The sequence below is a fragment of the Streptomyces sp. NPDC002054 genome, assembly GCF_040296685.1.
In the GTDB taxonomy this organism is placed as follows: Bacteria; Actinomycetota; Actinomycetes; order Streptomycetales; family Streptomycetaceae; genus Streptomyces.
Genome location: NZ_JBEOXT010000030.1, coordinates 39,986 through 64,980, shown reverse-complemented (window position 1 = coordinate 64,980; position 24,995 = coordinate 39,986). Strand labels below are relative to the sequence as shown.

The following is a 24,995-nucleotide window of genomic DNA, read 5'->3' as shown; positions in this document are numbered from 1 at the left end:
CATTCCGGCGCCGCCCCATCCGCATACCGCGCCGGACGCACGAAAAATCGCCCGGCCGGGGAGTCCGGCCGAGCGATTTTTCGTGCGTTCTGTTGCTGTCCGCTGGTGGCTTAGTACCAGTGGTTGGCCTGCCAGAAGTTCCAGGCCTCGACGGGGGAGCCGTAGCGCTCGTTCATGTAGTTCAGGCCCCACTTGATCTGGGTGGCCGGGTTGGTCTTCCAGTCCGAGCCCGCCGAGGCCATCTTCGAGGCCGGCAGGGCCTGGACCAGGCCGTAGGCGCCGGAGGAGGCGTTGGTGGCGGTGTGGTTCCAGCCGCTCTCGTGGGAGATGATCTTGTCGAAGGCGGCGAACTGAGCCGGGTCCTTGATCATCTGCTGCGCGATCGCCTTGGCGCTCGTCGGCGCGGCCTGGGCCGGAACCGTGGCGGCCAGCATGGAACCGGCGGCGGCGAGACCGACGACGGTGCCAGCAAAGGTCTTCTTGGAGGTGGCGATGCGGCGGATGACAGAGATGGACACGGATGAGCCTTCCGAAGGGGACAAGGACGGTCGCGGCATGCCGAAGACATGCGTGAGCCACTCACGCGGTGGAGAGGGGTTCGTCCTGGCGGGGGGCGGGAGCCCCGGCCGCCTCGGCGACAACACCAGTTAGCCAGGCCCCGACCGGCCTGGCAACGCCCCCATCTACTAGCGGGATTCGCAGAGCGGGCGGAACGACCCGCGCTGCGGTGGCTACGGAGGCGCGCCCAGAGGCTACTAGGCCGGGTCGTATGTGACCTGGGTCCTGTGGGCCGCCTCACCGGGAAGGGGTGTTTTTGTCGCTTTCTGTGAGGTCTTGTACCTGTTTTTGGGGTGTGTCCTGGGCCACTTCGACCCCTGAATCGAAGGTGTCGGGTCGCCCGGGGCGTCAGAAGCGGGAGCTGTGAACCGGGCCCGTGGAGGAGAGCGGATCGCGGGGGTGGGCCAGCCACAGTGGGGCCACCGCCGCCGCGAAGGCCCGGAAGGCTTCCTCGTCCCCGGCGGCCTCCGGTTCCGGTGCGGCGGCGACGATGTCGCGGGCGATCTCCTCCTCCGGCCGGTCGTCCGCCGGTCCCGGTCCGTCCATGCCCAGCTGCTCGCCCCACGGCTCGGGCCCCAGCTGCCGCTGGAGCGTGCTGAAGTCGGCCGGCAGTGCCGCTCCCTCCGTCCACGACGTGGCGTGCTCGTACAGCACCTGGCCGGGCGCCCGCTCGCGCAGGGCCGGCAGGAGGTCCCGGTCGTGCGCATTAAGGTCGTACGCCACCACCAGCGTGTCCGGCCGCCCGGGCTCGTACGGCACCGGCTCCAGGCCCAGCAGCTCGGCCGCCGCCCGGGCCAGGATGCGGTCCGAGCGCCCGGGCAGGGCACTCACCGCGGCCGGCCGGCGCCCGGCGGCCTCCAGGGCGGTGCCCAGCCGGTCCAGGCCCAGCCGGCACAGCTCGTAACTGTCGGAGAGGTAGGCGTAGCGCCCGGTCATGACCTCGAAGCCGTGCGGCGACAGCGACCCCAGCACCGTCCCCGTCAGCGCGAACTGCCAGCCGCGAAGGTCCGTGGCATCGAGCGGAGCGACCGCCGCGACGGCCTCGGCCCGGGCGAGCATCCGGCCGAGCCGCCCGTGCGCCCAGGTCCAGGTCCCGTCCACGGGGTCCGGCAGCCGGGCGGCGCGGTCCCGGGCCGTGGCGAGGTCCCCGGCCAGCAGCGCGTTGTAGGCGAGCAGGTACTGGCCCGGCCACGGCTCCAGCAGGGACTCGTGGCGCAGCAGCTCCCGCGTGGCCTCGGCATGCCGGTCATCGGACTCCAGCGCCGCCACCAGCTCGGACAGCAGCGGGCGGGCGCCGGGGGCCAGCCGCAGCGCCTCGCGCAGGGCCGGTACGGCGGCGAAACCGAGGCCCCGCTCGACGCAGAGGTAGCCGAATTCATGGAGCCGGCGGGGCTCACCGGGCTTGCGGGCGGCCTTCTTCGCCGCCTTGGCGAGGTCGCCGAAGCCGACGGCCTCGGCGAGGTCACGCACCTCCGCCGCGAGCTCGCCCACGGGGACGGTCTCGGCGACAGGGCGCAGGGCACGGACGGCGGAAGGGATGTCACCGGCGCGGACATGGCGCCGGACGTCTTCGAATGCGTGTGTCATCGCTCCTGATCATGCGCGGAGGCTCCCGGCGGCGGCAACGGATTTTGGGCCGGCCATCAGACGCACTCGGACTTCGCACTCACCGGGGTGAAGTCCGAGGGGCCGACGTTGTTGACCGCCCGCACCTGGAAGCACTGCTTGCCCAACGGCAGGCCGGTCCAGACGAACGACGTGGCGTTCGCAGCCACGCCCTTGGTCTGCTGGAGGGAGCTGTTGAAGATCTGGTACCCCGTCTCGTCGGTCGCGGCGTCCGTCCACTCCAGCTGCACACGAGTCGGGTCCCCGGCGACGCGGGTGGCGATCACGTTCGACGGCTCGGCAGGCCTGCCGATGCCGATTCCGGCGCCGGCCTCGTGCTTCAGGCTGAAATTCACCCGGGTGTAGTCGTCGGAGCCGACCTCACCGTTTTCGGCGGCCAGCCTCCAGTTGGTCAGACTCGTGCCGGGGCGGAATCCGTGCTGGATGCCCTCATCCTGGCCGTCGAGGTCCCTGGAGAGACAGCTCGACCCCTCGAAGAGCCGGAGCGTGGGAGTGGCCACGACCGTTTCGTCGGGCCTGAGCTCGACGTGGACGCTCAGTTCGCCCGTGGTCTCGCCGCCCGCACACGCAGAGGCCGTCAGCGTGTCCTGCGGCCTGTCGTGGCTCAGCCTGACCAGCCTGGTGATGGGGAAGTTTCTCGTGGTCCTGCTCGAACCGAAGCTGGGTGCGTCCGACACGGTCAGTGTTCCGGACATGGAGATGGTGTGCGTGCTGGCCGCGGCGGCCGGTGGGGCCGTCCACACGCACAGCAGGGTGATCGGCACAACCGCCGTCGCGGTGGCGGCACGTCGCAGCCTCATCGCCACACCTCGCAATCGCCTCGTTCAGGCTCGCGGGAAGGATCTGAGCGGACTGCAATGCGTCTTCATCGTCCCGCCGCCCCGTTGCCACGTCCACCGCAGACGACACCGACGCAGTCGCGTCAGCGGGTTGGTTCGATTCCCCAGGCGGCGGCTCGGGCTGCGGCAGCCGCGCGGTTGGGGAGGTCGAGCTTGGCGAGTATGTGCTCGATATGGGTCCCCACGGTGCGCGGTGTGATGTACAGCCGCTCGGCGATCTCCCGATTGGTGCGGCCTGCGGTCAGTTCGGCCAGCACCTGGAGCTCCCGTGGCGAGAGTCCGCCGGGCCGCGGGTCCGCGCGGGGGTCGACGGCCGCGGCGAGGGCCTCGGTGAGCAGGGTGACCACGGCGCGCGCCGGATCGGGCGTGCGCCGTGGCCGGCGGGTGCTGACGTTCAGCATGCCGACATACCGGCCGTCGGCGGCGAACAGGCACTGGGCCACGCCGTCCTCGATGCCGAGGGGAGACAACACCTCCTGGAAGCCCGGGGATGCCGCCAGGAGCTGCCGGGGGACGTCCCTGAGCCAGAGACCGCCGCGGGCCGGGCTGTGGAGCACGGGGAACACCGGGTCGTGGTGGAGGCGCGTCTCGATATAGGCCGTGGCCTCGTCCGGGTAGCTCCCGGCCAGGGTGGTGTGGCGCCGGCGCAGCGGATCCCACCGGACCAGGGAGGCGTGGTCGTACTCCACCACCTCGGTCAGCGCCGCCAGGACCGTCTCGACGCCGGTCGCGCCGATCGTGGCGCTTCTGGCGGCTGCGCGGACGTGGACGGCCGCGTCCAGGATGTCCGCCGTGGTCCGTTCCGCTGTCATTCCCCAATGATGATCATGTGCCCGGTATACGTCAATCGCGAAGGGTGTCGTGCACGACCTTCCCGTCCATGACGGTGAGGACAACGGGCAGTTCGGGGATGTTGTGGGGGTCGGCGGTGAGCAGGTCTCCGTCGAGCACACAGAGGTCGGCGACCTTGCCCGGCTCCAGGGAGCCCTTCCAGTCGTCGGCGAAGTCCTGCCAGGCCGCGTCGATCGTGTACGTACGGATCGCCTCGGCCAGGCCGATGCGCTGCTCGGGGCCGCTGACCTGGCCGGCGGCCTTCGATTCGCGCAGCATCATGGTGGCGATGCCCTGGCGCCAGTCCGGGTAGGTGACGGGAGCGTCGGAGCCGCTCGCGACCCGCACGCCGGCGTCGATGGCATCGCGGTAGGGCCATGCGTACGCGGCCCGTTCGGCGCCGACGAACTGCTCCTCCATGTCGGCGACGGTCCACTTGATGGTGGGGTTCATATTGACGCCGAAGCCGTGCGCGGCCAGCACCTTCATGCTGTGTGCGGTGAGGAAGTCGCCGTGGATGACGTAGTGGCGGGCGTCGGGCCGCGGGTGCTCGGCCATGGCCGCGGCGAAGGCGTCCGCGACGGTGTCGATGGCCCGGTCGCCGGTGACGTGGACGCCCAGCTGGTGACCGGCGGCGTGGGCGTGCCGGATGATGGCGTCGATCTCGGCGGTCCGCTCGGCGTCGGTCTCGCCGCCGACGCACAGGGAACCGCAGCCGCCGCCGACGTACGGCTCGTGCATCCAGGACGTCTTGTTGGGGACGATGCCGTCGGCGAAGACCTTGACCCCGTGGATCGCGAGGCGGCGCGGATCGGCATCCCGTGACTCGCCGAGGGCGGAGAGGGTGCGGGCGAACTCCTCGGCGGTGCTGGCCATTCCGGTGGGCAGGAGCAGGACGCCGAGGCGGGCGGTCAGTTCGCCGTCGGCCAGCAGCCGGCGGTAGACGTCGAGGGTCTCGGCGCCGAGCGCGCCCCGCATGATGCCGTCGCCGCCGGGGCCGAGCCCGGGCTCGGTGTAGCTGGTCACCCCGAGCCGGGCGAGCGTGGCGAGGGTCGACCTGATCGCGTCGGTCCGCTCCTGCCGGCTGAGCGGCGGCAGCGCGTTCTGGACGAGGGCCTGGGCCCCCTCGTGGAGCAGCCCGGTCGGCTCCCCCGCGTCGTCCACGACGATGGCCCCGCCGGGCGGCGCGACGGTGTACCGGTCGATCCCGATGAGTTCCAGTGCCTTGGAGTTGACCCAGGTGGCGTGCCCGGAGAAGGAGTACAGGACGACGGGATGGTCCGGGCTCACGGCATCGAGGTCGTGCAGCGAGGGCAGCCGCGACGGATCGGAGACGCACTCGTCGAGGTAACCGGTGTCCCAGCCGTGCCCCGTGATCCACTGCCCGCCCGGCACCCGCCCGACAGCCTGCCGTACCGCTTCGGCCACGTCGGCGAGGGAGGACACGGCGGGATGGCCGAGGTCGAGGGAGAGTGGCGGGGTCGCCATGCCGAAGGCGCATCCATGCAGATGGGAATCGTTGATACCGGGGAGCAGCGTCGCGCCCCGCAGGTCGACCACGCGGGTGCCGGGTCCGACGAGCGGCGCGACATCGTCCCGCCCACCGACGGCACTGATGATCCCACCGGTCACGGCCAGGGCCGAGGCGACGGAGAACTCCGCATCGACCGTGACCACTCGGCCACCGACAAACACCAGATCCGCATACGTGTCCACAGAAGGGTCCTTTCCAAAACCGGGTGCACCACGGCCACCCGCGAACGTCTCCCGAGGACTATGGCCAGGCCCCCACTGCCCGCACATCGGTCATCCCACCGATACCCGCTCGCCTCCCCCAGCGGCTCTTACACTTGGTCATGTGCCTGACAACGGCACCACCACGAAGGGGGCGATCGGCGCATGACCAAGCCTGAGAGCGCGGCACACGACTACGACGTCGTCATCAGCGGAGCCAGCCTGGCCGGGAGTGCCGCGGCGATCCTGCTGGCTCGGCGCGGTGCCCGCGTCGCGCTGCTGGAGCGCCGCTCGGACCCCGAAGCGTACAAAGTGCTCTGCACCCACTCCCTCACCGCCAACGCCTACCCGGTGCTGGACGAACTCGGGCTCGTCCCCGCTCTCGAGAAGGCGGGAGCCGTCCGCAACCACGCCCGCTGGTACACCCGCTGGGGATGGATCGAACCGAAGGCCGCGCCGGCGGGCCCCGAGCTGCCGTACGGATACAACGTGCGCCGCAGCATCCTCGACCCGTTGATCAGGTCCCATGCGGCGGAAACCCCTGGCGTCGATCTGCTCCTCGGCCACCAGGTGACCGGGCTGGTCCGGGAGGCCGGGCGAACCGTGGGGGTGCGTGCGTCGGCACCACAGGGCGAGCGCGAGATCCGGGCCCGCCTGGTGGTCGGCGCCGACGGCAAGGACTCGGCCCTGGCGAAGTTCGCCGGGGTGCCCACCCGGCAGCACGAGAACGCACGGTTCGGCTATCTCGCGCAGTTCCGCAACCTTCCGCTGCCCGACGGGATCGCTCACGCCTGGTTCCTCGAGCCCGACCTGGCGTACGCGTTTCCCAACGACGACGGCGTGACCGTCCTCGCGGTGCTCCCGGACAAGAAGCGGCTGCCGGCCTTCCGGGAAGACCTGGAGGGCAGCTTCCTCGCGTTCGTCCGCGCCCTGCCCGAGGCACCGCCCATCGACACCGCCGAGCGCATCACGAAGATCATCGGCTCGGTCAACTACCCGCTGCACAGCCGCAAGCCGACCGCACCGGGCCTCGCACTCATCGGCGACGCCGCCCTGACCGGCGATCCCCTGTGGGGAGTGGGATGCGGGTGGGCGCTGCAGTCCGCGCAGTGGCTGGCAGAAGCGGTCGGCCCGGCCGTAACGAGCGCCACCGGCCAGAGCGACGGCGACCTCGACAGGTCACTCGCGGCGTACGCCCGCACACACGGGCGCCGGCTGCGCGGATACCAGTACCTGGCCGCCGACTTCGCCACGGCCCGTCCGTTCAACCCCATGGAACGGCTGATGTTCTCGGCGGCAGCACGCGATGCATCGATGGCGCGGCACATGCACCTGTTCGCATCCCGCCTGATCGGTCCGCTGCAGTTCTTGAACCCCGTGGCGCTGGCCAAGGCTTCGGCCGTCAACATCAGGCATCGCGGGTCGAATCCGAGTCCGAGTGCGAGTCCGAGTGCGACCGCCACCGGAGGCCCGGCGCACTGATATTGCCGTGCCGTGCCAACGCCGGAGGTGCAAACTCGCTCCATGGTGGAGATGCGGGCGTTCCGGGACGAGGTCAATGGCTGGGCGAGCGGCGGTCCCGGCGGGCCGGCGAGTGAGCTGGCTGTGCGACTGGGGGTACGGACGGCCGTGCTGCTGGAAGGGCTGAGTGACCTCGCGGCCGTTGAGGCACTGGCTGCCCGACGCGGCCGGGACCTGGCCGCCGAGGGGGTGTGCGTCGTACCGATGGGCGGGGCGATGAACGTCGGCCGTTACGCCGGCCTCCTCGGTCCGCCCGGCCTCGGCCTGCGCCTGGCTGGACTGTGTGACGAGGGTGAGCAGCGCTTCTACGAGCGCGGCTTGGAGCGGGCACGGGCGCAGCAGGGGGACATCTTCGTGTGCGCCTCGGACCTGGAGGACGAGCTCATCCGCGCGCTGGGCACGGCACGGGTCGAGGAGGTCGTCCGAGTCGAGGGCGACCTCCGTGCCTGGCAGACCTTCCTGCGCCAGCCCGCACACCACGGTCGGCCCCGGCAGCAGCAGTTGCGGCGCTTTCTCGGCACGAAGAAAGGCCGCAAGATCCGCTACGGCCGCCTCCTCGTCGAAGCCCTCGACCCCGAACAGGTGCCGGCCCCACTCGACGACCTCCTCAAGAGCCTGTGAGGGCGGCGTAGCGGACCGGGAGCTCCTTCAGGCCGCGTGCCCGGAGTGACTGGCGCCACTGGGGCGCAGGCCCGACGGGTTCGAGGGTCGGGTAGCGCTCCAGGAGGGCAGCCAGGGCGATCTCGGTCTCGGCGCGGGCCAGGGGGGCGCCGAGGCAGTAGTGGATGCCATGGCCGAGCGCGAGGTGGCCGGAGGTGTCGCGGTCGAAGTCGAGGGCGTCGGGGCGGGAGAAGCGTGCCGGGTCGCGGTTGGCCGCGGACAGGGAGAGCAGGACCGTCTCCCCTGCCGGGACGGTGACCCCGGCGATGGTGATGTCCTCGGTCGCGAATCGGCGGATGGCGAGGAGGGCGGGGCCTTCGTATCGCATGAGTTCGGTGACGGCTGCCGGCAGCCGGGAGGGGTCCTTGCGGAGCAGCGCCAGGTGGTCCGGGTGCTGGAGGAGGGTGTGGATCGCGTTGCCGATGAGCTGGACGGTGTTCTCGTACCCGGCGAAGAGGATGAGGAAGGCGAGGGACATCAGCTCGTCCTCGCTGAGGCGGTCCCCGTCGCCGTCCCGGACCGCGATCAGGTCGGACAGCAGGTCGTCGGCGGGCTGGCTCCGCTTGTGCGCCATGAGTTCGGTGAAGAAGCCCAGCATCGCCCTCACCGCTGCTTTGGCGGCCTCGGGCCGGCTCGGGTCGGGGACGATGAGCGCGTCGGTCCAGGTGCGGAAGTCGAGGCGGCGGTCTTCGGGGATGCCCAGCAGGTCGCAGATGACGATGATCGGCAGCGGGGCGGCGTAGGCGGCCACCAGGTCCGCACTCCCGGCCGGCCCGAGGGCGTCGAGGAGGCGGTCCGCCGTTGCGCGGATGGGTGTGCGCAGCTGCTCGATGCGGCGCGGGGTGAAGGCACGGCCCACCAGGCTGCGGATGCGGGTGTGGTCCGGGGGGTCCATGTTGAGGAGGTTCGCGTCGAGGGCGGGCGGCAAGGAGAAGCCCCGGTAATTGCCTTCGGCGGCGTTGGTCTTGTCCAGGGACAGCCTGGGGTCGGCCAGAGCCTCGCGTACGTCGTCGTACCGCGTGACGAGCCATGCCGGTGCGCCGTCGGTGCCGCTGATGCGGCACACGGGCGCGGAATCCCGCAGCCGCTCGTAGACGGAATACGGGTGCTCGAGCAATTCGCCCTGAAGATCCATGAGTCCACCCTAGGAGGTGCGCTGAATCATCCCGCGGGCCGGGCTCCGCATGGGCGGACGTGCGGACCGGGCCGGACCGGGCCGGACCGGGAAAGTCCCGGCACAACCCGTCGCACATCACATGACCGGCTCGCCGATGCCCAGCAGGTTTCCCTCGCTGTCACGGAACCAGGCGGCCCGCTCCCCTCGCGCGCCCTTGCTCGGGTAGTTCCCGGCGATATCGGCGAGCCCGCCCTTCGTCCGGAACCCGGGCACGTCGACCTCTTCGAACACCACGCCGCGCTGCTTGAGTTCCGACACGGCCTGCTCGATGTCGTCGACCTCCCACCCCATCTGGGTGAAGGTGCCGGGCGAGGATCCTGTCGACTTGAACAGGGCAAAATCCGTGCCTCCGCACCGGTACAGCAGCCCGCCGGGCCGTTCATCGACGGGCTCCAGACCGAGCTGCTCGGCGTAGAAGCGCCGCGCCCGGTCCAGGTCCTGGGCTGGAAGCCTGGTCGCCACGCGCCCCCGGGCCAGAATGTTCCTCTCGTCCGCATTCATGCCTCTACTGTGCCCTGAGTCGCGGCCCAACGGAGACAGGCGCGTGCCACCGTGTCGACTACCGGGGAACGGCGGCGAACACCGGGCCGCCGACGGCCCGCTCCAGGCGGTACCCCCTGAGCACCCGGTCGAAGCGGGCCCGGCTGCCCGGCAGGGCGCCGCGAAGGTCGGCGATCACCGCGCCGTCCGGCACCCGCGCGAGGAGCCCGCCGACCAGTGGGTCCGTACCGGCGCAGCCCCGGAGCTCGGCCGCGGGATACAGCGGCAGCTCGGGGCCGTCCAACTGCAGGCAGTCCCAGAAATCGTCGGCGTACGGTTGGACGCCGTCCTCGAAGCCCGTCTCGTCGACCAGGTCCTCCGCCGTCCCGATCAGCCGATCGAGCCAGTGCGGCAGCGAATCGGCCTCGACGAAGAGCCCACCCTCGCGGTACTGCATCAGCACCTGGCCCCACCGGCCGTCGGCCTCGATGTCGACCCAGGTCACACCGCCGCCGCCATCGTCGGTCACCAGCCAGTGGGGGTGCGGGAGGCCATGGTCGCCGGCCTGGCGGGGGTGGCCGGTCAACGCGAACTCCACCGGCGGCACCGCGAAGCCACCCAGTCGGCCCAGCAGTTCGCGAGCCTCGGCCGGCACCGGAACGGGCCACCGGTCGAAATCGGCGTCCGTCGCACCGGGTTGTACGGCGATATCGAAGGGGACTCGGGCGGCCAGCGCCCGCAGCCGCTTGACGAGGGCGTCACCGGAGATCATCCGACCACGCTACCGGAGCGGCGCCGGTCCGCCGAAGCCGCAGCCGCAGCCGCAGCCGCGCCGGCCGGCAGGGCCGCCTGCCCGGCTACCCGGCACCCGCTGGATGGGGCATCGGCCGGGGCGCGTCTGCCGGGAGCGTGCAACGCTGGGTGTTGCCGGTGGGCCGACTCGGGTGGCGGCCGGCGGCTTCGTTGTCGTCCGTTCCGCAGCACCCCGACGGAGGATCGCCGCATGCAGACCCGTTCGGCTGATGACGCGCAGAACCGAGTGGTGTGGGGCATATCCCTCGTCCTGATCGCGGTCACCGCGCTCCTCGGGGCCGCGCCGCCCGGGGCCACCACGGCGACCACCCCGGCCGCCCCACCCGTCCCACCCGTCCCCGTCCTGTCCTGGGGTCCCTGCGACGGCCCGGGCCCGGGGGACGGTTTCGAGTGTGCGACCGCCCGGGTGCCGCTGGACTACCGCGAGCCCACCGGGCGTACGATCCCCCTCTCCGTCACCCGGCGGCTCGCGGCCGACCGGGCCCACCGCACCGGTGTCCTGCTGCTGCACCCCGGCGGACCCGGCAACTCCGGCGTGGACTTCGCCCGTAACAGCTACGACGCGCTCCCCGCCTCCCTCCGTGACGCCTTCGACGTCGTCGGGTACGACATGCGCGGCGTGCAGCGCAGCGGACAGGTGGAGTGCTGGAACGACGAGGAGTACTCCGCCGCCGTCGATGGCGCCCGTGGCGCACCCGGCCCGGGAGCCCTCCAGGGCGCCGTCCGGCAGGGCCTCGACTTCGCCACCGCCTGTCGGCAACGCTCCGGAGACCTCGTACCGTTCGTCGGCACCGGCTCGAACGCCAAGGACATCGACCTGCTCCGCCAGGCCCTCGGCGAGGAGACGCTCTCCTTCTACGGCCGTTCCTTCGGCAGCTATGTCGGCACCGTCTACGCCGCGCAGTTCCCGCGGCGCGTCCGCGCCATGGTCCTGGACGGGGCCTACGATCCGCGGCTCTATGCCGACGTCCCCTACGCCTACGACGCCGAGCAGTTCGTCGCCCTGGACGCGGCGGTCGGCCGGTTCCTGGACTGGTGCGCGCAGAACGCCACCACCTGCGGATTCGGCGAAGGCCGGCCGCGACAGGCCTTCGAACAGCTCAAGCGGGCACTGGACGCCGATCCGGTCATCACCGCGAGCGGACGCCCGGCCACCGGCTACACCCTCGCCTACCGCCTGATGTTCAACATCAACGCGGGCAAGGTGATCTGGCCCGGACTGGGACAGGCCCTGCGGGCGGCCCAGGCACGCCAGGGTTCGTTCCTGCTGTCCCCGCCCTCGCCCGCGTCCTTCGACTTCCTCAACGTCAACATGGCCGTCGAGTGCGCCGACCGCGTCTATCCCACCAGCCCCCTGCTCCTGGACAAGCGGGTCAGCTCCCAGGCCGCCGCCGCTCCGCTGCTGGGACCCCCCATCGGTCTCGGACCACCCACCTACGACCACAACCACGCGCCCACCTGCGCCCAGTGGCCGGTGGAGCGCTCGAGCCGCTTCGAGGGCTCCTACCGGGCGGCCGGTTCCGCCCCGATCCTGGTCCTGGGGACGACCGGGGACCCGGACACCCCGTACCGGGACGCTGTGACCCTCGCCGGGACGCTGGACAACGGACGGCTGCTGACCTTCGCCGGTGAAGGACACACCGCGTACAACCGGAGCGCATGCGTCAGCGCCCTGGTCACGGACTACCTCGCCACCCTGGCGCTGCCCGCACGGGGCACCGTCTGTGCGGACGAGAAGCCTCCGGGATCGCTCGGCCGCAGCACCGCGGGCATCGAGGTCGACGAGACGCGCGATGTAATCCCCGTCCTCCGCTGAGCACTGGCACCGGCACCGGCACCGGGCTCTCCGTCAGCTGACGGCAACGCTCCGGTAGTGGGTGGTCAGCCGTCCTGCGTCGTCCAGAACGTGGAAGGCGAGGGCCGGAGGCAGGTCGAGGTGAACATGATCTGCCGGGTGGGAGTAGCGCTCCCAGGGGAGTCTGAGGGTGGAGACGACACCGGGTGCGACGACCAGAGGCTTGCCTGCGAAGGTGGTCGTTGCTGCGGTGTGGGCGTGGCCGCAGATGAGTGCGGCGATGTTGGGAAAGCGGTCGACCAGGGCGGCGAGCCGGTGTTCCTCGAACTGGCGGAGGCTGTCGATGTAGGGACTGTGCAGCAGGGCCGGCGGGTGGTGGAAGCCGAGGAGTACGGGCACATTGCCCGGCGTTCGGGTGAGAACGTCCTCCAGCCAGAGCAGGGTGTCGTCCTCGATGAACCCTTCGTCCTTCCCCGGCACTGAGGAGTCGCACAGTGCGAGGACGAAGGCGGTCGTGCGATGAACCCGGTTGACGGGAGCCGTCGAGGCGGGCTCCCCGAGCAGGTACCGGCGGAAGGCGCTGCGCTCGTCGTGGTTTCCCGGGCACACCAGGACCGGGTGCCGGGAGTTCAGCAGTTCCCGGGCCTGTTCGTACTCGGCCGGCAGTCCGTGGTCGGCAATGTCGCCGGTCACCACGACGGCGTCGAGATCGTAGGGAAGGGCGTCCAAGTGGTCCATGACCGCCCTGGTGCGGTCGATGCTGCGCTGCCGGCCGTCGATATGGGTGTCGCTGAGATGGGCTATCACGATCACGGGTCGGGCCTGTCCCTTCCGAGAGGCGGTCTGGGCTGGTCCGGTGAACCTAACCGGCGACTGGACCACACGTAAGATCCGGTTTCATGCCGAATGATTGGTCCAGTTTCGGATTCGACCTCCATATCGACATCGCCATCGGCACCGGCACCGGGGGCGGCCGGCGTTCGGGGTTGGAGTCCGCACTGCGCCAGGCGGTTCGATCGGGACGCCTGAGACCGGGGACACCCTTGCCGTCCACCCGTGGGCTGGCCGAGGAGCTGGGGCTCTCGCGCGGCACGGTGAGTGCGGCCTACCAGCAGCTGGCCGAGGAGGGTTACCTGGCTGTGCGCCCCGGGTCGGGCACGCGCGTCGCCGACGTACCCGGTGGCGATCCTTCCCCGGCCGTCCCGGCCACCCCGGCCACCCCCGAACAGCCGCCCCGTTACGACCTGCGACCCGGGCTTCCCGATGTGAGCGCCTTCCCCGTCCAGGCCTGGCTCCGTGCGTGCCGCCGCGTACTGGGGTCCGCTCCTGCCCGGATCTTCGGTGCCGGGGATCCTCAGGGGCAGTATCGGCTGCGTGCCGCGGTGGCCGACTACCTCGGCCGGACCCGGGGAGTGCTGACCACACCGGACCGGGTCGTGATCACCTCGGGTTTCCACCAGTCCGTGGGACTGCTGAGCCGAGTGCTGAAGGCGAGCGGCATCACTGCCGTTGCCATGGAGGACCCGGGCCACAACGCCTATCGCGAGGTCGTCCAGCGCTCCGGACTGGCCACCCCGGCTCTGACCGTCGATGCGTGGGGGGCCCGCGTCGGCTCGCTCGGGCGGGACATCGGGGCAGTGGTGGTCACTCCGTCGCACCAGTACCCGACCGGAGTGCCGCTGCATCCCGACCGCCGTCAGTCGCTGTGCGAATGGGCACGGACCACCGGCGGCCTGGTCGTGGAAGACGACTACGACGGAGAGTTCCGCTACGACCGGCAGCCTGTCGGGGCCCTCCAAGGCATCTCTCCCGGCCAGGTGGTGTACTGCGGCACCGTATCCAAGACCCTCGGTCCCGCCCTCCGGTTGGCGTGGCTGGTTCTGCCGCGCCACCTGGTCGGCCCGATCGTGAAGGCCAAGGCCGAGGCCGATCTGTACACCGAGACCATCGGCCAACTCGTCCTCGCCGAACTGATCACCACGCACGCGTACGAGCGCCATATCCGCGCAGCCCGCCTGCGGTACCGGCGCCGCCGTGCACTACTCATCGAACGGCTGGCCGACTTCCCGGCCCTCGTCCCCCACGGCGTCCCGGCCGGCCTGCACACCCTCGTCACCCTCCCGCCCGGCGGAATCACCGAACGCCGGCTGCTGGCCGACTGTGCAGATCGGGGCATCGCATTGAGGGGCCTCACCGAACTGCACCACCGGCCCACGGCAGACACACCGGAGGGTCTGCTGATCGGCTTTGCCGCTCCCTCCGAGCACGGGTACCCCATCGCCTTGGGTGCCTTGTCCTCGGCCTTGGCGGACGCCTTGAGCTGACGCTCATCTGACGCCGCTGTGCGGCGGCTCAGGAGGTCCGGGTGTGGTGGTCCAGCAGGCGGGTGAGCAACTGCACGAGCTGGTCGCGTTCGACCGGACTCAGCGGCGCGAGCAGTTCGTCGTGGAGGTCGTCCACGACCTTGTCGAGGAGGCGCAGGTGGCGGCGGCCTCGGGGGGAGATGGTGATGATGTTGCGGCGCCGGTCGTCGGGATCCGGTGCCCGCTCGACGAGGTCACGCTCGGCCAGTTCGTTGAGCACCCCGACCATATCGCTGCGGAAGATGCCGGAGCGCCTGCTCAGCTCCGCCTGGCTGCCCGGCCCGAGGTCCTGCAGTGAGGCGAGCACGGCGTAATGCCAATTGCGGGCGTCGGCCCGGGCCAGCCCCTCGGCGATCAGGCGGTCCGACCGCATGGTCAGCTGCGACAGCAGTCGGCTCGCCCGCCGGCGCAGCCTGTCGGGCGTCCCAGGTGCGCCGGGCGCGCCGGCGTCGGGCCCGTCCGCGGCTTCGTCTCCGATCATGGCACCCACTCTACCCGTTGCGTTAGTTCGACTAACGATATACGTTCACTCGTGCCGAAAACGTTAGTGGAATAAACGTTTATCGAGCGAACTCCAAGGAAGGACGATCTTGCCCACCAAGACCAAGCCCGTGCAGATACCCACCGCAGACGGCCAGGCCGACGCCTTCGCCGCCTTCCCCGACCGTGCCGAGCAGCACCCGGGGGTGCTGATGTACCCGGACGCCTTCGGCCTGCGGCCCGAGCTGGAGGCGAAGGCCCGCGAACTGGCCGGGCACGGGTACTACGTGCTCGTCCCCAACCTCTACTACCGGCACGGCCCCGCACCGGTGACCGAACTTCCCGAGCACATCGGAGCAGAGGTCCGGCCCGCGGTCTTCGCCCGGCTGATGCCCCTGGTCGAGGCGCACACCACCGAACGCGTCCTGCGCGACGCCGACGCCTACCTCCGGTTCCTCACAGCCCAGCCCGAGGTCAGCGCGGGACCGGTCGCCACGATCGGCTACTGCCTGGGCGCCGCCCTGGCGATGCGCACCGCAACGGCCCACCCCGACCGGGTGGCCGCCGTCGCCGGATTCCACCCCGGCCTCCTGGTCACCGACGCGCCCGACAGCCCGCACCGCCTTGTCTCCGAGCTCACCGCCCAGGTCCACCTCGGTCTCGCCGAAGGAGATCTGACGCCCGAGGCCATCAGCGAGCTCAACAAGGCCTTCGACGCCGCGGGGGTCGGCTACTCCACCGAGGTCTACCCCGGCACCGTCCACGGCTTCACCATGTCCGACACCGACGCCTTCAACCCCGCCGCGCTGCAGCGCCACTGGGACCGTCTGCTCGCCCTGCTGGACCGCACCCTGGCCACCGGCTGACGTACCCCGACGGCGACGCGCTACTGCGACAGGGTCGCGATCTGGATCAGGTTGCCGCAGGTGTCGTCGAAGACGGCGGTGGTGACCGGGCCCATCTCCATGGGCTCCTGGGTGAAGCGGACGCCGAGGCCGCGCAGGCGCTCGTACTCCCCCGCCACGTCGTCGACGGCGAACTGGGCGAGCGGGATGCCGTCCTTGACGAGCGTGTCGCGGTAGGTCCTGGCGGCCGGGTGGCCGGCGGGCTCCAGGAGGAGTTCGGTGCCGCCGGGCTCGTCGGGCGAGACCACGGTCAGCCACCGGTCCTTCTCGCCCACCGGGACGTCGTGCTTCTTCACAAAGCCGAGGATCTCGGTGTAGAAGCGCAGGGCCTCGGCCTGGTCGTTGACGAAGACGCTGGTCAGACGGATCTTCATGGGGTGCTCTCTCCTCCGGTCCGGACGGTCGTGGCACTGTAGCGGCCCTCCCGGCTCCGGACCCTCAGTGGCACAGGACCGTCAGTGTGACTCTGTCCAGCCGTGCCGGACGGCGTAGCCGCCGAGCTGCATCCGGGTCCGGACTCCGGCCATGTCCATGAGGCGGCGCAGGCGGCGGTGCAGTGTGCGCGGTGACAGGCCGAGTTGGGTCGCGGCCGTCTGGTCGGTCAGGCCGGCCAGGAGGAGGGCGAGGATCCTCCGGTCGAGGTCGGTCGGGCCGTTCCGGCCGACCTCGACGGTGGGTTCGGGTTCTCCGCCGGTGCCCGACAGTTCGAGCGGGTGGGCGGATCGCCATACCGTCTCGAACAGCGCATCCAGCGCGTCCAGCAGGCCGCTGCGGTGCAGCAGTACGGCGCCGGGCTCGCCGCCCGGTGTGACCGCGAGGGGGACGAGGCCGAGGTCGGCGTCGGCCAGTACGAGTTTCATCGGCAGCTCGTCGGCGACCCGCAGCTGCACTCCCTTGTGCAAGGAAGCGATCGCGTCGGCGATGATGCCCGGCTCTGCCAGCACGGCCCGGTCCAGGACCGCCCGGAATTGCACGCCGCGGCCGAGGGCCACGGGCTCGGCCGTGTTCTCGTCGGGCGGCAGAGCGATGAACGGTGCGGTGATGAAGGAGCGGACCTGCGTGCGGGCCGCCTGCTGCACCTGGAGGAAGCGATGCCGGATGGCGTCGATGCCCGTCACGACCTCGATCAGGTCGCCGATGCTGTTCCCGGTCATCGCCGCCCGGTGTTCCTCGGCGAAGGTCACCAGCGCCTGCTCGGCCATGCGCAGCCCGTACCGACGCTCGCTGATGAGGGCGCCGAGGGCCATGGCCGGCGGCGCGGCGGTGAACTCCCCGTCCGCCGACCTGGTCACGAGGCCCCACCCGACCAGGCGGGACAGCGCCTTGTCGAGGTGGGCCTCCGACAGGGCGAGCAGGTCCGACAGCAGGGTCGCGGTGGAATTCGGCCGTCCGAGCAGCGCCCGGTAGACGCACTCGTCATCGGGTTCGAGGCCCAGTACATCCAGCATCGGCGACCGACTCTCTTCCGCTTGCCGCTGCGGGAAGACTATCCGCCATGGCGGCAGACCCTGAAGAGTGCCTGCTGGGAGCGGGTGCGACGGGAAGGGCCCCGGGGAGTCGCCGCCCCGGGGCCCAACGGTGTGGTTCATCGCAGGCCGTACGCCCGGATGATCTCGTTCTTGACGCTGAAGCCGCGGTCCGTCCCGGCGCTCGCGCGGAGGGAGACGAAGCCGCCGGGCTTCCCGGCCGTTCGGAACGATCCCTTCCAAGTGCCCTTGGGGCCCTTGGTCAGGGTCACCTTCTGCCAGGTGCCGCCGTCGTCGTAGGAGACGTCCAGCTTCACCGTGGTGACCTTGCCCGGCACGGTGCCGCGGTCCGTGGACACCGGCTTGAGGGCGATCTCCTGGGGCGCGTTCGCCTTGACGTCGCCGCGGAGGTCCGACTCCAGCTTGTAGTCCAGGTTCAGCGCCGAGAAGGGCTCGAAGGAGTCCGAGTCGACGGTGTCGGACATGAAGGTCCACTCGGTGTGGGTGCGGGTCGACAGCCGGAAGACGTCACCGGGCCGTTCCACGTCGAGGACGGCGCGGTAGGGCAGGTTGCCCGCCGGCACCTCCTGCCACTGCATGTCTCCGCCGACCCGGTTGTCGTGGATCAGCCGGTCGCCCTGGAAGACCTGCAGGCGGGACGGTGTCTCACCCCACGGCAGGTAGCCGCCGAGCCGCATGGAGTCGCTGGCGGAGGCCCATGCCTGCACGTTCCAGGTCATGTAGTTCTGCCAGCGGGAGTTGTACACGCCGAAGGCCTCGCTCTGGCCGGGCCGGATCGCCGGGGCGAACCAGTCCAGCCGGGTGGTGCTGCCCTTGGCGTACGTGTTGTCGCCGGACACCATCGACCACGGCAGGGCTCCGTCGATGCCCTGCGTGTGGAACTCCCGCCAGACCTGGCCCGGGGTCACCCACTCGGTGCGGGTGCCCGGGTGCCACTCCAGCTCGGGGATGTTGACCGACGGGCTGAGGGTGAAGTCGGCCCGGTAGCCTTCCGCGAGCCGGCCGCCCGCGGCCTCGTAGTAGCGGGCGTCGATCCGGGCGAGGTCTGCCTTGGACGGCTTGTAGACCAGGGCCCGGTCCGGCACCTGGCCAGGGTAGTTCCGGGTCAGGTCGTAGACGAACGGCGTGTGCTCGGTCTGCTTCGCGGTCAGTTTGACGACGCCGGCCTTGGCCATCGCGATGAGGGCCCTGCCCTCGCCGCGGTGCACGGTGGCGACCGGGATGGCCGACTGGCCGACGTACTCCATGAGGACACCGACACCGTCGTTGACCACGATCAGCGCCTTGGCGCCGGCCGCAACCGCGGCCTCGGTGCGCTCCTGCGGCGAGACCTCGTCGCTGCGCTCGATGACGGCGATCTTGCCCTTGGCGTTGATCTTCTCGTACGCGGCCTTCGCGCCGTTGCCCGCGTAGACGGCGTGCACCGTGTCCGTGGCGGTGCCCAGGGCGCTGCCCGCCTGCACCCGTGTCTCGAAGTGGACCCGGCCCGCCAGTGCGCTCAGGCCGAACTGCGGCTCGCCCTTGCGCCAGCGGGTGGTCAGCATGAACTCGCCCTGCTTCATCGCCTCCGTCGGGGCGACGTAGACGTCGTCGTACGTCGGCGGCAGCACGTACGCGCTGCGGTAGTCCAAGTACGGGTCGAGGCCCCGGTAGTGGACGTTGAAGTCGACCTTGCGCTGGCGGTCCTCGGTGCGCTCCGGCGCCTCGGTCTGCAGCAGGCGTGCCTTGCTCGCGTCCAGCACGACGTCCGCGGAGCGGTCCTTGAGTACGGTCTCCGGGTCGACCAGCACGGCCACACCCGAGCGGTCCGCCTGCTCGCCGGCCACGTCGAGGTGCGCCGCGACGGTGTACAGGCCGGGTGCCATGCGCATGGTGGTCGAGCCGTTGACCTGGACGGACCACGGCGAGCCGTCGCCGGCGAGGTTGATGGAGACCCGGCCGGTGGCGGGCTTGCCGTCCCGGCCGACCAGCTTGATGTTCAGGTCGTAGCGCTCGTCCTCCTCGATCAGTGCCAGGGAGGTGCGGGTCACCGGCTGTCCGGTGGCCGCGTCGGCGGCCGTCACGTAGCCGACCTGCCGGCCTGTGGAGGCGGCCTGCGGGTCACCGGTCACCGGGACGACGGCGGTGCCGCCCGCCGGGACGGTCACCGTGGTGGCGCCGACTCGGAACGGGCCGCCGCCGGTCAGCGCCAGGTTCAGCTTGACGTCGGCGGAACCGGTGTTGGTGAAGGTCAGGTCCTTGGTGACGGCGACGTCGCTCGGCTCGTGCGGCCAGGTGTAGTTGCCGAAGAAGAGCGATCCGGTGCCGCGGACGGTGGCGCGCACGGCGGCGGCCACGTCGAGACGGCCGGTGCCGACCTCGTACGGCGAGTAGCCGGCGTCCAGGCCCTTGGCCGTGCTCATCAGGTGTTCCTTGAGCTGTGCGCCGGTCCAGTCCGGGTGCTGCTGGGCCAGGATCGCCGCCGCGCCGGCCACGTGCGGGGTGGCCATCGAGGTACCGCTGATGGTGCGGTAGGGGCCCGTACCGCCGTCGGTCATCTCCTGCGAGCGGGCCGCGGTGATGTCCACGCCGGGCGCCGCGATGTCCGGCTTCATGCCGCCGGAGTGGGCCAGCGGGCCGGTGCTGGAGAAGTTCGCGAGCTGGTCCTGCTTGTCCGTGGCGGCCACGGTCAGCGCCGCGGCGGCGGCGCCCGGGGCGGAGATGCTCTCCGGGCCCGAGTTGCCGGCGGCTATCACGAACAGCGTGCCGTGCTTCGCGGACAGCGCGTCGACGGTCTGCGACATGGGGTCGCTGCCGTCCGTCGGATAGGAGTCGCCGAGGCTCATGTTGACGACGTCCGCGCCGGACTCGGCGGCCCACTGCATGCCGGCCATGACCCAGGAGTCCTGGCCGTAGCCCTCCTTGCCGCCGAGCACCTTGCCGACGAACAGGTCGGCGCCGGGGGCGATGCCCTTGTTGTCGCCTCCGGAGGCGGCGCCCGAGCCGACGATCGTGCCGGCCACGTGGGTGCCGTGCCCGTTGACGTCGGTGACGGCCTCGCCCGGTACGAAGCTGGCGGTGCCGTCGATCAGGCCGGCGAAGTCGGGGTGGTTGACGTCGATGCCGGTGTCGAGCACGGCGACCTTGACGCCCTTGCCGGTGTAGCCGGCCGCCCATGCCGCGGGCGCGCCGGTCAGCGGCACGCTCTCCTTCAGCTGGGCCTTCACCCGGCCGTCGAGCCACAGCTTCGCCACTCCGGCGCCCAGCGTTGCGCTGCCCTGCGGCGCGACGGAGTTCCAGAAGGTACGGGCCTGCCCCTTCTCGGTGCTGAGCACGGCGCCGTGGATGTCCTTGAGCTTCCGGGTCAGCTTGCTGCCCCGGGGTGCCGTCGGCTCGACGGCCGCGCGGGACTTCGACGGGGCGGGGTACATGGCGATCAGCGGGACCGCGGGCGACTTCGCGTCGTCGTAGCCCATCTCGATCAGGTCGGTGACGTTGAACAGCCGCCGGTCCAGCTTGTCCGTGCCCAGCAGCGGCGCGGCCTCGTCCGGGATGACGAACAGGTCGCCCTTGATCTCCTGGATCTTCACGCCACCGACGGCGCTGTCCGGCCGGTCGACGTCGGCCATCTGCTTGCCGTCGGCCATCGTGGTGACCGTGACGACGTCGCCGGTGACCAGGGTGACCTTGTGGGTTGCCGAGGGCTGGGCGGGCTGGGCGGGACGGGTGGGCGGGGTCGGCTTGCCCGGGGCGGCGTGTGCGGGTGCTTGCAGAACTGCGAGCCCCGACGCCAGCAGCGGAACCGCGGTGGCGGCCGAGATCAGCTGCCGGCGCCAGCGCCTGCGCCCGGAGGCGGAAGAGTGTGAGGAGGAGAACATGCCATGGGTCTATCGACCCGGTGGCGCCGACGTGAAGGCCAGACGGTGGCAAGTCTCCGCCATGGCAAGCATTTGTCAGCCGTAAGACCGAGAAAAGCCGACATAAAGGCAGAATTCGGGTGTCAGTCGAGGAACCTCGTGGTGGTCGACACAAACCGGTCCGCGTCATCCAGCCACGGGTAGTGGCCCGCGCCCGGCTGGACGACGAACTCGGCGCGCGGGAACAGTTCGGCGAAGCGGGCCAGTACCTGCGGGGGTGAGGCCAGGTCGAACTCCCCGGCGAGGACCAGGACCGGCGCATCGAGCGCGGCGATGGACGCCCGGGTGGCGTCCGGGGCGAAGGCTCCCTCGGATCCGAAGACTTCGGCCGCCGCAGCGTTCCACTGGACCTCTTCGGCGGCCCGGTGGGCCTGCGCGGCCTCGTCCCAACGGCCGTAGAGGAAGGGTGCGATGGTCACCCAGTCCTCGGCCTTGGCTTCGCCCGCATCGATGGCGTCGAAGGCTGCCGATGCCGCGGCGAACCAGGGCTCGTCCTTGCGGAGCAGCCCGACCTCGCGCCGGTCCTGACCGGTGACCGTCAGGCCGACGGCGTCGGTGCCAGGCGTGATGAGGGCGAGCCGGCCGATGCGGTGCGGGTACTGCTCCGCGTACCGCACCGCGAGGTTGGCGGCGGCGGAGTGCGCGAGCAGGTCCATGCGGTCGAGGCCGAGGTGTACGCGCAGCAGCTCGACATCGCCGACCAGGCGGTCGCAGCGGTAGCTGGCGGGGTCCTCCGGCGTCGCGGACAGTCCGGCGCCCCGCTGGTCGGCCACGATCAGCCGGCGGCGGTCGGGGAGTCCACCGAGGTCGCCGAGGTAGACGGAGTCCCGCATCGGTCCACCGGGCAGGCAGACCACGGGGGCGCCGGCGCCCTCGCCGAGGACGCGGTAGGCAAGCTCGGTGCCGTCGGGCGCGGTGAGAGTGGGCATGGTTGTGCTCCCAACAAGGTGTGCGAGGTCGCCAGAAACCTACTGGCCGTCAAGATCACTTGGCAACCGTTCAAGGCTCAACTGGCCATGTTCCAGGGCGAACTGCTGCGCGGCGGAGTCGAACACTCGGCTGAAGCCAGCAGGCAGGGCCCACGTCGTCAACTGGACCGACGGACAGCTGATCCCGGTCGACCTGCCGGGCGGTCAGAAGGGCACTATGGCCACCGGTCTGGGGCAGGGCATCGCCGGAGTGGCTCTGGACGGGCGCGGCAAGGCGTACGTCGGCCGGAAGGACGGCGGCGGCAAGCTGCACGAGGTCGACCTGGCCGACCGCACCCACCGCGTCGTGACGAGCCTTGCCGGGGCGAGCACCATCCGCGTCGCCCTCGACGGCGTCGGCCGGGCGTACACCATCGACCACGCGAGCGGGAGCCTGTACGAGAACACCCTGGCGGACGGCGCGCAGCGCGTGGTGGCCACCGGCCTGGGGACGTGCGAGGGCCTCGCGCTGGACACCGTCAACGGCTGGATCTACGTCAGCAACCGTGAAGGCCAGCTGTGGCAGATCGACCAGCGCGCCGCCCAGGCCCTGGGCGGCGTCGGCAAGGTCGTGCCCTAAGCCCGGGGCCGGGGCCCGTCTGTCGAGGCTCCACCGCTGCGGTTTCTCAGAATGCCGGTTTCAGCCGCTTCGCGCATCATGACTGCTGTGCAGGACACACGCAGGGAAGCGATCGCTCTGTCGGTCGTGGTGCCCATCTTCAACGAGGAGGAGGTCCTGCCTGTGCTGGCGGAGCGGCTCCGGCCGGTCCTGGACGCGTGCGGCGAACCGTACGAGGTGCTCGCCGTCGACGACGGCTCGACCGACCGGACTCCCCCGCTGCTGGAGGATCTGCACACGGTCTGGCCCGAGCTGCGCATCGTGACCCTCCGGCGCAACAGCGGCCACCAAGCCGCCCTCACCGCCGGATTGCACCGTGCCCGCGGCGCCCATGTGATCAGCATGGACGCGGACCTCCAGGACCCGCCGGAAGTCATCCCCGACATGCTTGCCCTCGCCCGCGCAGACGGTCTGGACATCGTCCACGGCGTCCGCATCGACCGCTCCACCGACACCGGATTCAAACGTCGGACGGCCTCCGCCTACTACTGGCTGATGCGCCGCCTGGCCGGCACCTTCGTCCCCGCCCACGCCGGTGACTTCCGCCTGCTGTCCCGCCCTGTCGTGGAAACCCTCAAGACCCTCCCCGACCAGCAGCAGATCTACCGTCTGCTCATCCCCTGGCTCGGCTTCCCCAGCGGCCAGATCGCCTATCGGCGCGGAGATCGGGTGGCCGGCACCACCAAATATCCCTTACGCAAAATGACCCTGTTGGCATGGGACAGCATCACCAGCTTCTCGGCAGTCCCCCTGCGCCTGTCCACGGTCATCGGAGCGTTCAGTCTCGTCGTCTGCCTCGCGTTTCTCGTCTGGACCCTCGTCGTCTACGCCACGGGAAGCACCCTGCCCGGCTGGACTTCCTTGATCATCACGGTCCTGTTCTTCGGGGCTGTCCAACTCTTCTGCCTGGGAATGCTCGGCGAGTACGTGGCCCGCATTTACACTGCCGTCCAGGCCCGGCCCACCTATTGCGTCGCTCGCGACACAGACGAAGACCAGCAGTGATCGGTTACCGGTTACACCAGCACACCGGCGAAGAACATCGCCCCCAAGAGCGCATACTGGATCGAGCAGAACCCCAACAGTGTCACCTGAATCCACCGGTGCATGTGCCTGACCAGAATCAGCGCGACGAACATCTGCGCATGGTTGCGGTACCAAGACATTTCCGCACCGGCGAAGAACGGCAGCGAGAAAATTGCCACCGTCAGGATCAGGGCGGCCCATTCCTCGACGGCGAGCCGATGGTTCCGGATGAGCAGAACCGCGGCCGTCGCCAGGACGAGCAGCAGGAAGGCGATGTTCAGCCAGAGCTGGGTCCGGTGCGCGGCAAGAGCGTGGTCCACCAGCCACGGCAGGTGCCCCTCGGGCCTGTACCAGTCGCTGAACGGGAACTCGTAGGCCTTCCGCATCTCGTCGAAGGGTTGACGCAGATCGCCCTGCTGGTAACTGGACTCCTGGATGATCTCGTACGCGTCCCAGCGGCCCGTTGCCTGCCACATCAGCCATTTGGCCCAGAACACGCCGCAGCCGGCGAGAGCTGCCGACGACCCGGCCTTCACGAACCGTACCGGCCACGTGTCCCTCTGCCAGGCGAAGAACGCGCTCAACAGCAGCATGCCGACAGCGACCGCGCCGACAGGATGGCAGGCAGTCGCCACAAAACCACCGGCAGCAGCCAATAACCAGGAACCGCGCTTCACTCCGGCGATACAGACGAGCAGCGCCAACGTTCCGGTGGCAATCGGGAACATCGCATGGAGATAAATACCGCCCGGGAATACGGTACCGATGGCGAGGGTGAGGCCGGTGGCCCAGCCGAGCCGGGCGCCGAGCAACCACCACAGCACCGCGAACATGCCGAACAGGGACACTTCGGTGACGACAACCGCAGATATCTCGTAGGAAAGCCCGGTGGCAGAAACCGCCCGGACGGACATGGGGTACCCGGGAAACCAGGCGACATTTCCGCACATGACATCGCGAAAATCCGGGTGGCGCTCCCGGCACCAGTACATCTCGTAGCCGGTCTTGGCGATCGACAGGTAATGTCCGGAATCCCAGCGGTGGCGACCGTCCGTGGACCAATAGGCCACATTGGCTGCTTTCGCGACCATCCAGGTGATGAGGTTGGTGACCACCCACGCGGCAACGGGCGGCAGCAGGCCACAGCGCCAATCGCGGCGCGCCGGCCGGGTGGGTTCCGCCAGTTCCGCCAACGCAGAGTCAGACATCGAAGAATC

The 24,995-nt window shown here is 70.5% G+C and carries 22 protein-coding genes; 7 read left to right on the top strand and 15 right to left on the bottom strand.

From position 1 onward, the window contains the following. Positions 1–110: 110 nt before the first annotated feature. The 5 genes from ABT123_RS25750 to ABT123_RS25730 all read right to left on the bottom strand — a co-directional run bounded on the left by ABT123_RS25750 (position 111) and on the right by ABT123_RS25730 (position 5,570). Positions 111–518 (bottom strand): aggregation-promoting factor C-terminal-like domain-containing protein, encoded by a 408-nt coding sequence (locus tag ABT123_RS25750; RefSeq protein ID WP_502971045.1) that lies wholly within the window; start codon positions 516–518, stop codon positions 111–113. Positions 519–906: 388 nt separating this feature from the next. Then, a complete protein-coding gene (locus tag ABT123_RS25745) occupies positions 907–2,145 on the bottom strand; it encodes a hypothetical protein (protein WP_351318781.1) in 1,239 nt (412 codons plus the stop codon). A 56-nt stretch (positions 2,146–2,201) separates the two neighbouring features. After that, entirely contained in the window at positions 2,202–2,984 is a 783-nt protein-coding gene (locus ABT123_RS25740) for a fibronectin type III domain-containing protein (RefSeq protein ID WP_351318779.1), read from the bottom strand. 122 nt (positions 2,985–3,106) lie between these two features. After that, complete coding sequence (locus ABT123_RS25735; RefSeq protein ID WP_351318777.1) at positions 3,107–3,835, bottom strand: helix-turn-helix transcriptional regulator; 729 nt, start codon at positions 3,833–3,835, stop codon at positions 3,107–3,109. A 31-nt stretch (positions 3,836–3,866) separates the two neighbouring features. Next, entirely contained in the window at positions 3,867–5,570 is a 1,704-nt protein-coding gene (locus tag ABT123_RS25730; RefSeq protein ID WP_351318775.1) for an amidohydrolase, read from the bottom strand. 183 nt (positions 5,571–5,753) lie between these two features. Here ABT123_RS25730 and ABT123_RS25725 point away from each other — a divergent pair, with 183 nt between their 5' ends. Further along, positions 5,754–7,070: an NAD(P)/FAD-dependent oxidoreductase gene (locus ABT123_RS25725; RefSeq protein ID WP_351318773.1), complete on the top strand. Its 1,317-nt coding sequence runs from the start codon at positions 5,754–5,756 to the stop codon at positions 7,068–7,070. A gap of 42 nt (positions 7,071–7,112) precedes the next feature. Beyond that, complete coding sequence (locus tag ABT123_RS25720; RefSeq protein WP_351318771.1) at positions 7,113–7,730, top strand: TOPRIM nucleotidyl transferase/hydrolase domain-containing protein; 618 nt, start codon at positions 7,113–7,115, stop codon at positions 7,728–7,730. Here ABT123_RS25720 and ABT123_RS25715 read toward each other — a convergent pair. From ABT123_RS25715 to ABT123_RS25705, 3 genes are all read right to left on the bottom strand, one after another. Further along, a complete protein-coding gene (locus ABT123_RS25715) occupies positions 7,717–8,904 on the bottom strand; it encodes a cytochrome P450 family protein (protein ID WP_351318769.1) in 1,188 nt (395 codons plus the stop codon). The two genes, ABT123_RS25720 and ABT123_RS25715, sit on opposite strands and share 14 nt — an antisense overlap. 117 nt (positions 8,905–9,021) lie before the next feature. Continuing rightward, complete coding sequence (locus ABT123_RS25710) at positions 9,022–9,447, bottom strand: VOC family protein (RefSeq protein WP_351318767.1); 426 nt, start codon at positions 9,445–9,447, stop codon at positions 9,022–9,024. A 58-nt stretch (positions 9,448–9,505) separates the two neighbouring features. Continuing rightward, positions 9,506–10,198 (bottom strand): SMI1/KNR4 family protein, encoded by a 693-nt coding sequence (locus ABT123_RS25705; RefSeq protein WP_351318765.1) that lies wholly within the window; start codon positions 10,196–10,198, stop codon positions 9,506–9,508. Positions 10,199–10,429: 231 nt separating this feature from the next. Here ABT123_RS25705 and ABT123_RS25700 point away from each other — a divergent pair, with 231 nt between their 5' ends. Continuing rightward, positions 10,430–12,055, top strand: a complete 1,626-nt coding sequence (locus ABT123_RS25700; RefSeq protein ID WP_351318763.1) for an alpha/beta hydrolase — start codon at positions 10,430–10,432, stop codon at positions 12,053–12,055. Positions 12,056–12,088: 33 nt separating this feature from the next. On the opposite strand, the gene ABT123_RS25695 is transcribed toward ABT123_RS25700, so the two are convergent. Next, positions 12,089–12,847, bottom strand: coding sequence for a metallophosphoesterase (locus ABT123_RS25695; protein WP_351318761.1), 759 nt, complete (start codon positions 12,845–12,847; stop codon positions 12,089–12,091). 86 nt (positions 12,848–12,933) lie between these two features. Here ABT123_RS25695 and pdxR point away from each other — a divergent pair, with 86 nt between their 5' ends. After that, positions 12,934–14,358, top strand: coding sequence for a MocR-like pyridoxine biosynthesis transcription factor PdxR (gene pdxR / locus ABT123_RS25690; protein WP_351318759.1), 1,425 nt, complete (start codon positions 12,934–12,936; stop codon positions 14,356–14,358). Positions 14,359–14,386: 28 nt separating this feature from the next. Here pdxR and ABT123_RS25685 read toward each other — a convergent pair whose 3' ends face one another. Then, complete coding sequence (locus ABT123_RS25685) at positions 14,387–14,878, bottom strand: MarR family winged helix-turn-helix transcriptional regulator (RefSeq protein WP_351318757.1); 492 nt, start codon at positions 14,876–14,878, stop codon at positions 14,387–14,389. A 109-nt stretch (positions 14,879–14,987) separates the two neighbouring features. On the opposite strand from ABT123_RS25685, the gene ABT123_RS25680 reads away from it, so the two are divergent. Then, a complete protein-coding gene (locus ABT123_RS25680) occupies positions 14,988–15,743 on the top strand; it encodes a dienelactone hydrolase family protein (RefSeq protein WP_351318755.1) in 756 nt (251 codons plus the stop codon). Positions 15,744–15,763: 20 nt separating this feature from the next. Here the strand turns inward: ABT123_RS25680 and ABT123_RS25675 are convergent, their stop codons facing one another. From ABT123_RS25675 to ABT123_RS25660, 4 genes are all read right to left on the bottom strand, one after another. Further along, positions 15,764–16,156, bottom strand: a complete 393-nt coding sequence (locus ABT123_RS25675) for a VOC family protein (RefSeq protein WP_351318753.1) — start codon at positions 16,154–16,156, stop codon at positions 15,764–15,766. An 81-nt stretch (positions 16,157–16,237) separates the two neighbouring features. Further along, positions 16,238–17,230, bottom strand: a complete 993-nt coding sequence (locus ABT123_RS25670) for a TrmB family transcriptional regulator (RefSeq protein ID WP_351318751.1) — start codon at positions 17,228–17,230, stop codon at positions 16,238–16,240. A gap of 137 nt (positions 17,231–17,367) precedes the next feature. Continuing rightward, positions 17,368–21,126 (bottom strand): S8 family peptidase, encoded by a 3,759-nt coding sequence (locus ABT123_RS25665; protein ID WP_351318749.1) that lies wholly within the window; start codon positions 21,124–21,126, stop codon positions 17,368–17,370. A gap of 122 nt (positions 21,127–21,248) precedes the next feature. Beyond that, a complete protein-coding gene (locus ABT123_RS25660; RefSeq protein WP_351318747.1) occupies positions 21,249–22,094 on the bottom strand; it encodes an alpha/beta fold hydrolase in 846 nt (281 codons plus the stop codon). Positions 22,095–22,311: 217 nt separating this feature from the next. Here ABT123_RS25660 and ABT123_RS25655 point away from each other — a divergent pair, with 217 nt between their 5' ends. Beyond that, positions 22,312–22,713, top strand: coding sequence for an SMP-30/gluconolactonase/LRE family protein (locus ABT123_RS25655; protein WP_351318745.1), 402 nt, complete (start codon positions 22,312–22,314; stop codon positions 22,711–22,713). Positions 22,714–22,791: 78 nt separating this feature from the next. Beyond that, positions 22,792–23,757 carry a glycosyltransferase family 2 protein gene (locus ABT123_RS25650; protein WP_351318743.1) on the top strand — a complete coding sequence of 322 codons (966 nt, stop codon included), beginning with the start codon at positions 22,792–22,794 and terminating at the stop codon, positions 23,755–23,757. 11 nt (positions 23,758–23,768) lie between these two features. Here ABT123_RS25650 and ABT123_RS25645 read toward each other — a convergent pair whose 3' ends face one another. Continuing rightward, positions 23,769–24,986: a putative hexosyltransferase gene (locus ABT123_RS25645; protein WP_351318741.1), complete on the bottom strand. Its 1,218-nt coding sequence runs from the start codon at positions 24,984–24,986 to the stop codon at positions 23,769–23,771. Positions 24,987–24,995 lie beyond the last annotated feature (9 nt).

Bases quoted from the DNA above. Each gene is read 5' to 3' on its own strand.
- ABT123_RS25705 (WP_351318765.1), bottom strand. From the start codon at position 10,198: ATGATCTCCGGTGACGCCCTCGTCAAGCGGCTGCGGGCGCTGGCCGCC.
- ABT123_RS25670 (WP_351318751.1), bottom strand. From the start codon at position 17,230: ATGCTGGATGTACTGGGCCTCGAACCCGATGACGAGTGCGTCTACCGG.
- ABT123_RS25655 (WP_351318745.1), top strand. From the start codon at position 22,312: ATGGCCACCGGTCTGGGGCAGGGCATCGCCGGAGTGGCTCTGGACGGG.
- ABT123_RS25740 (WP_351318779.1), bottom strand. From the start codon at position 2,984: ATGAGGCTGCGACGTGCCGCCACCGCGACGGCGGTTGTGCCGATCACC.
- ABT123_RS25710 (WP_351318767.1), bottom strand. From the start codon at position 9,447: ATGAATGCGGACGAGAGGAACATTCTGGCCCGGGGGCGCGTGGCGACC.
- ABT123_RS25675 (WP_351318753.1), bottom strand. From the start codon at position 16,156: ATGAAGATCCGTCTGACCAGCGTCTTCGTCAACGACCAGGCCGAGGCC.
- ABT123_RS25645 (WP_351318741.1), bottom strand. From the start codon at position 24,986: ATGTCTGACTCTGCGTTGGCGGAACTGGCGGAACCCACCCGGCCGGCG.
- ABT123_RS25745 (WP_351318781.1), bottom strand. From the start codon at position 2,145: ATGACACACGCATTCGAAGACGTCCGGCGCCATGTCCGCGCCGGTGAC.
- pdxR (WP_351318759.1), top strand. From the start codon at position 12,934: ATGCCGAATGATTGGTCCAGTTTCGGATTCGACCTCCATATCGACATC.
- ABT123_RS25725 (WP_351318773.1), top strand. From the start codon at position 5,754: ATGACCAAGCCTGAGAGCGCGGCACACGACTACGACGTCGTCATCAGC.
- ABT123_RS25720 (WP_351318771.1), top strand. From the start codon at position 7,113: ATGGTGGAGATGCGGGCGTTCCGGGACGAGGTCAATGGCTGGGCGAGC.
- ABT123_RS25665 (WP_351318749.1), bottom strand. From the start codon at position 21,126: ATGTTCTCCTCCTCACACTCTTCCGCCTCCGGGCGCAGGCGCTGGCGC.
- ABT123_RS25715 (WP_351318769.1), bottom strand. From the start codon at position 8,904: ATGGATCTTCAGGGCGAATTGCTCGAGCACCCGTATTCCGTCTACGAG.
- ABT123_RS25685 (WP_351318757.1), bottom strand. From the start codon at position 14,878: ATGATCGGAGACGAAGCCGCGGACGGGCCCGACGCCGGCGCGCCCGGC.
- ABT123_RS25735 (WP_351318777.1), bottom strand. From the start codon at position 3,835: ATGACAGCGGAACGGACCACGGCGGACATCCTGGACGCGGCCGTCCAC.
- ABT123_RS25650 (WP_351318743.1), top strand. From the start codon at position 22,792: ATGACTGCTGTGCAGGACACACGCAGGGAAGCGATCGCTCTGTCGGTC.
- ABT123_RS25700 (WP_351318763.1), top strand. From the start codon at position 10,430: ATGCAGACCCGTTCGGCTGATGACGCGCAGAACCGAGTGGTGTGGGGC.
- ABT123_RS25660 (WP_351318747.1), bottom strand. From the start codon at position 22,094: ATGCCCACTCTCACCGCGCCCGACGGCACCGAGCTTGCCTACCGCGTC.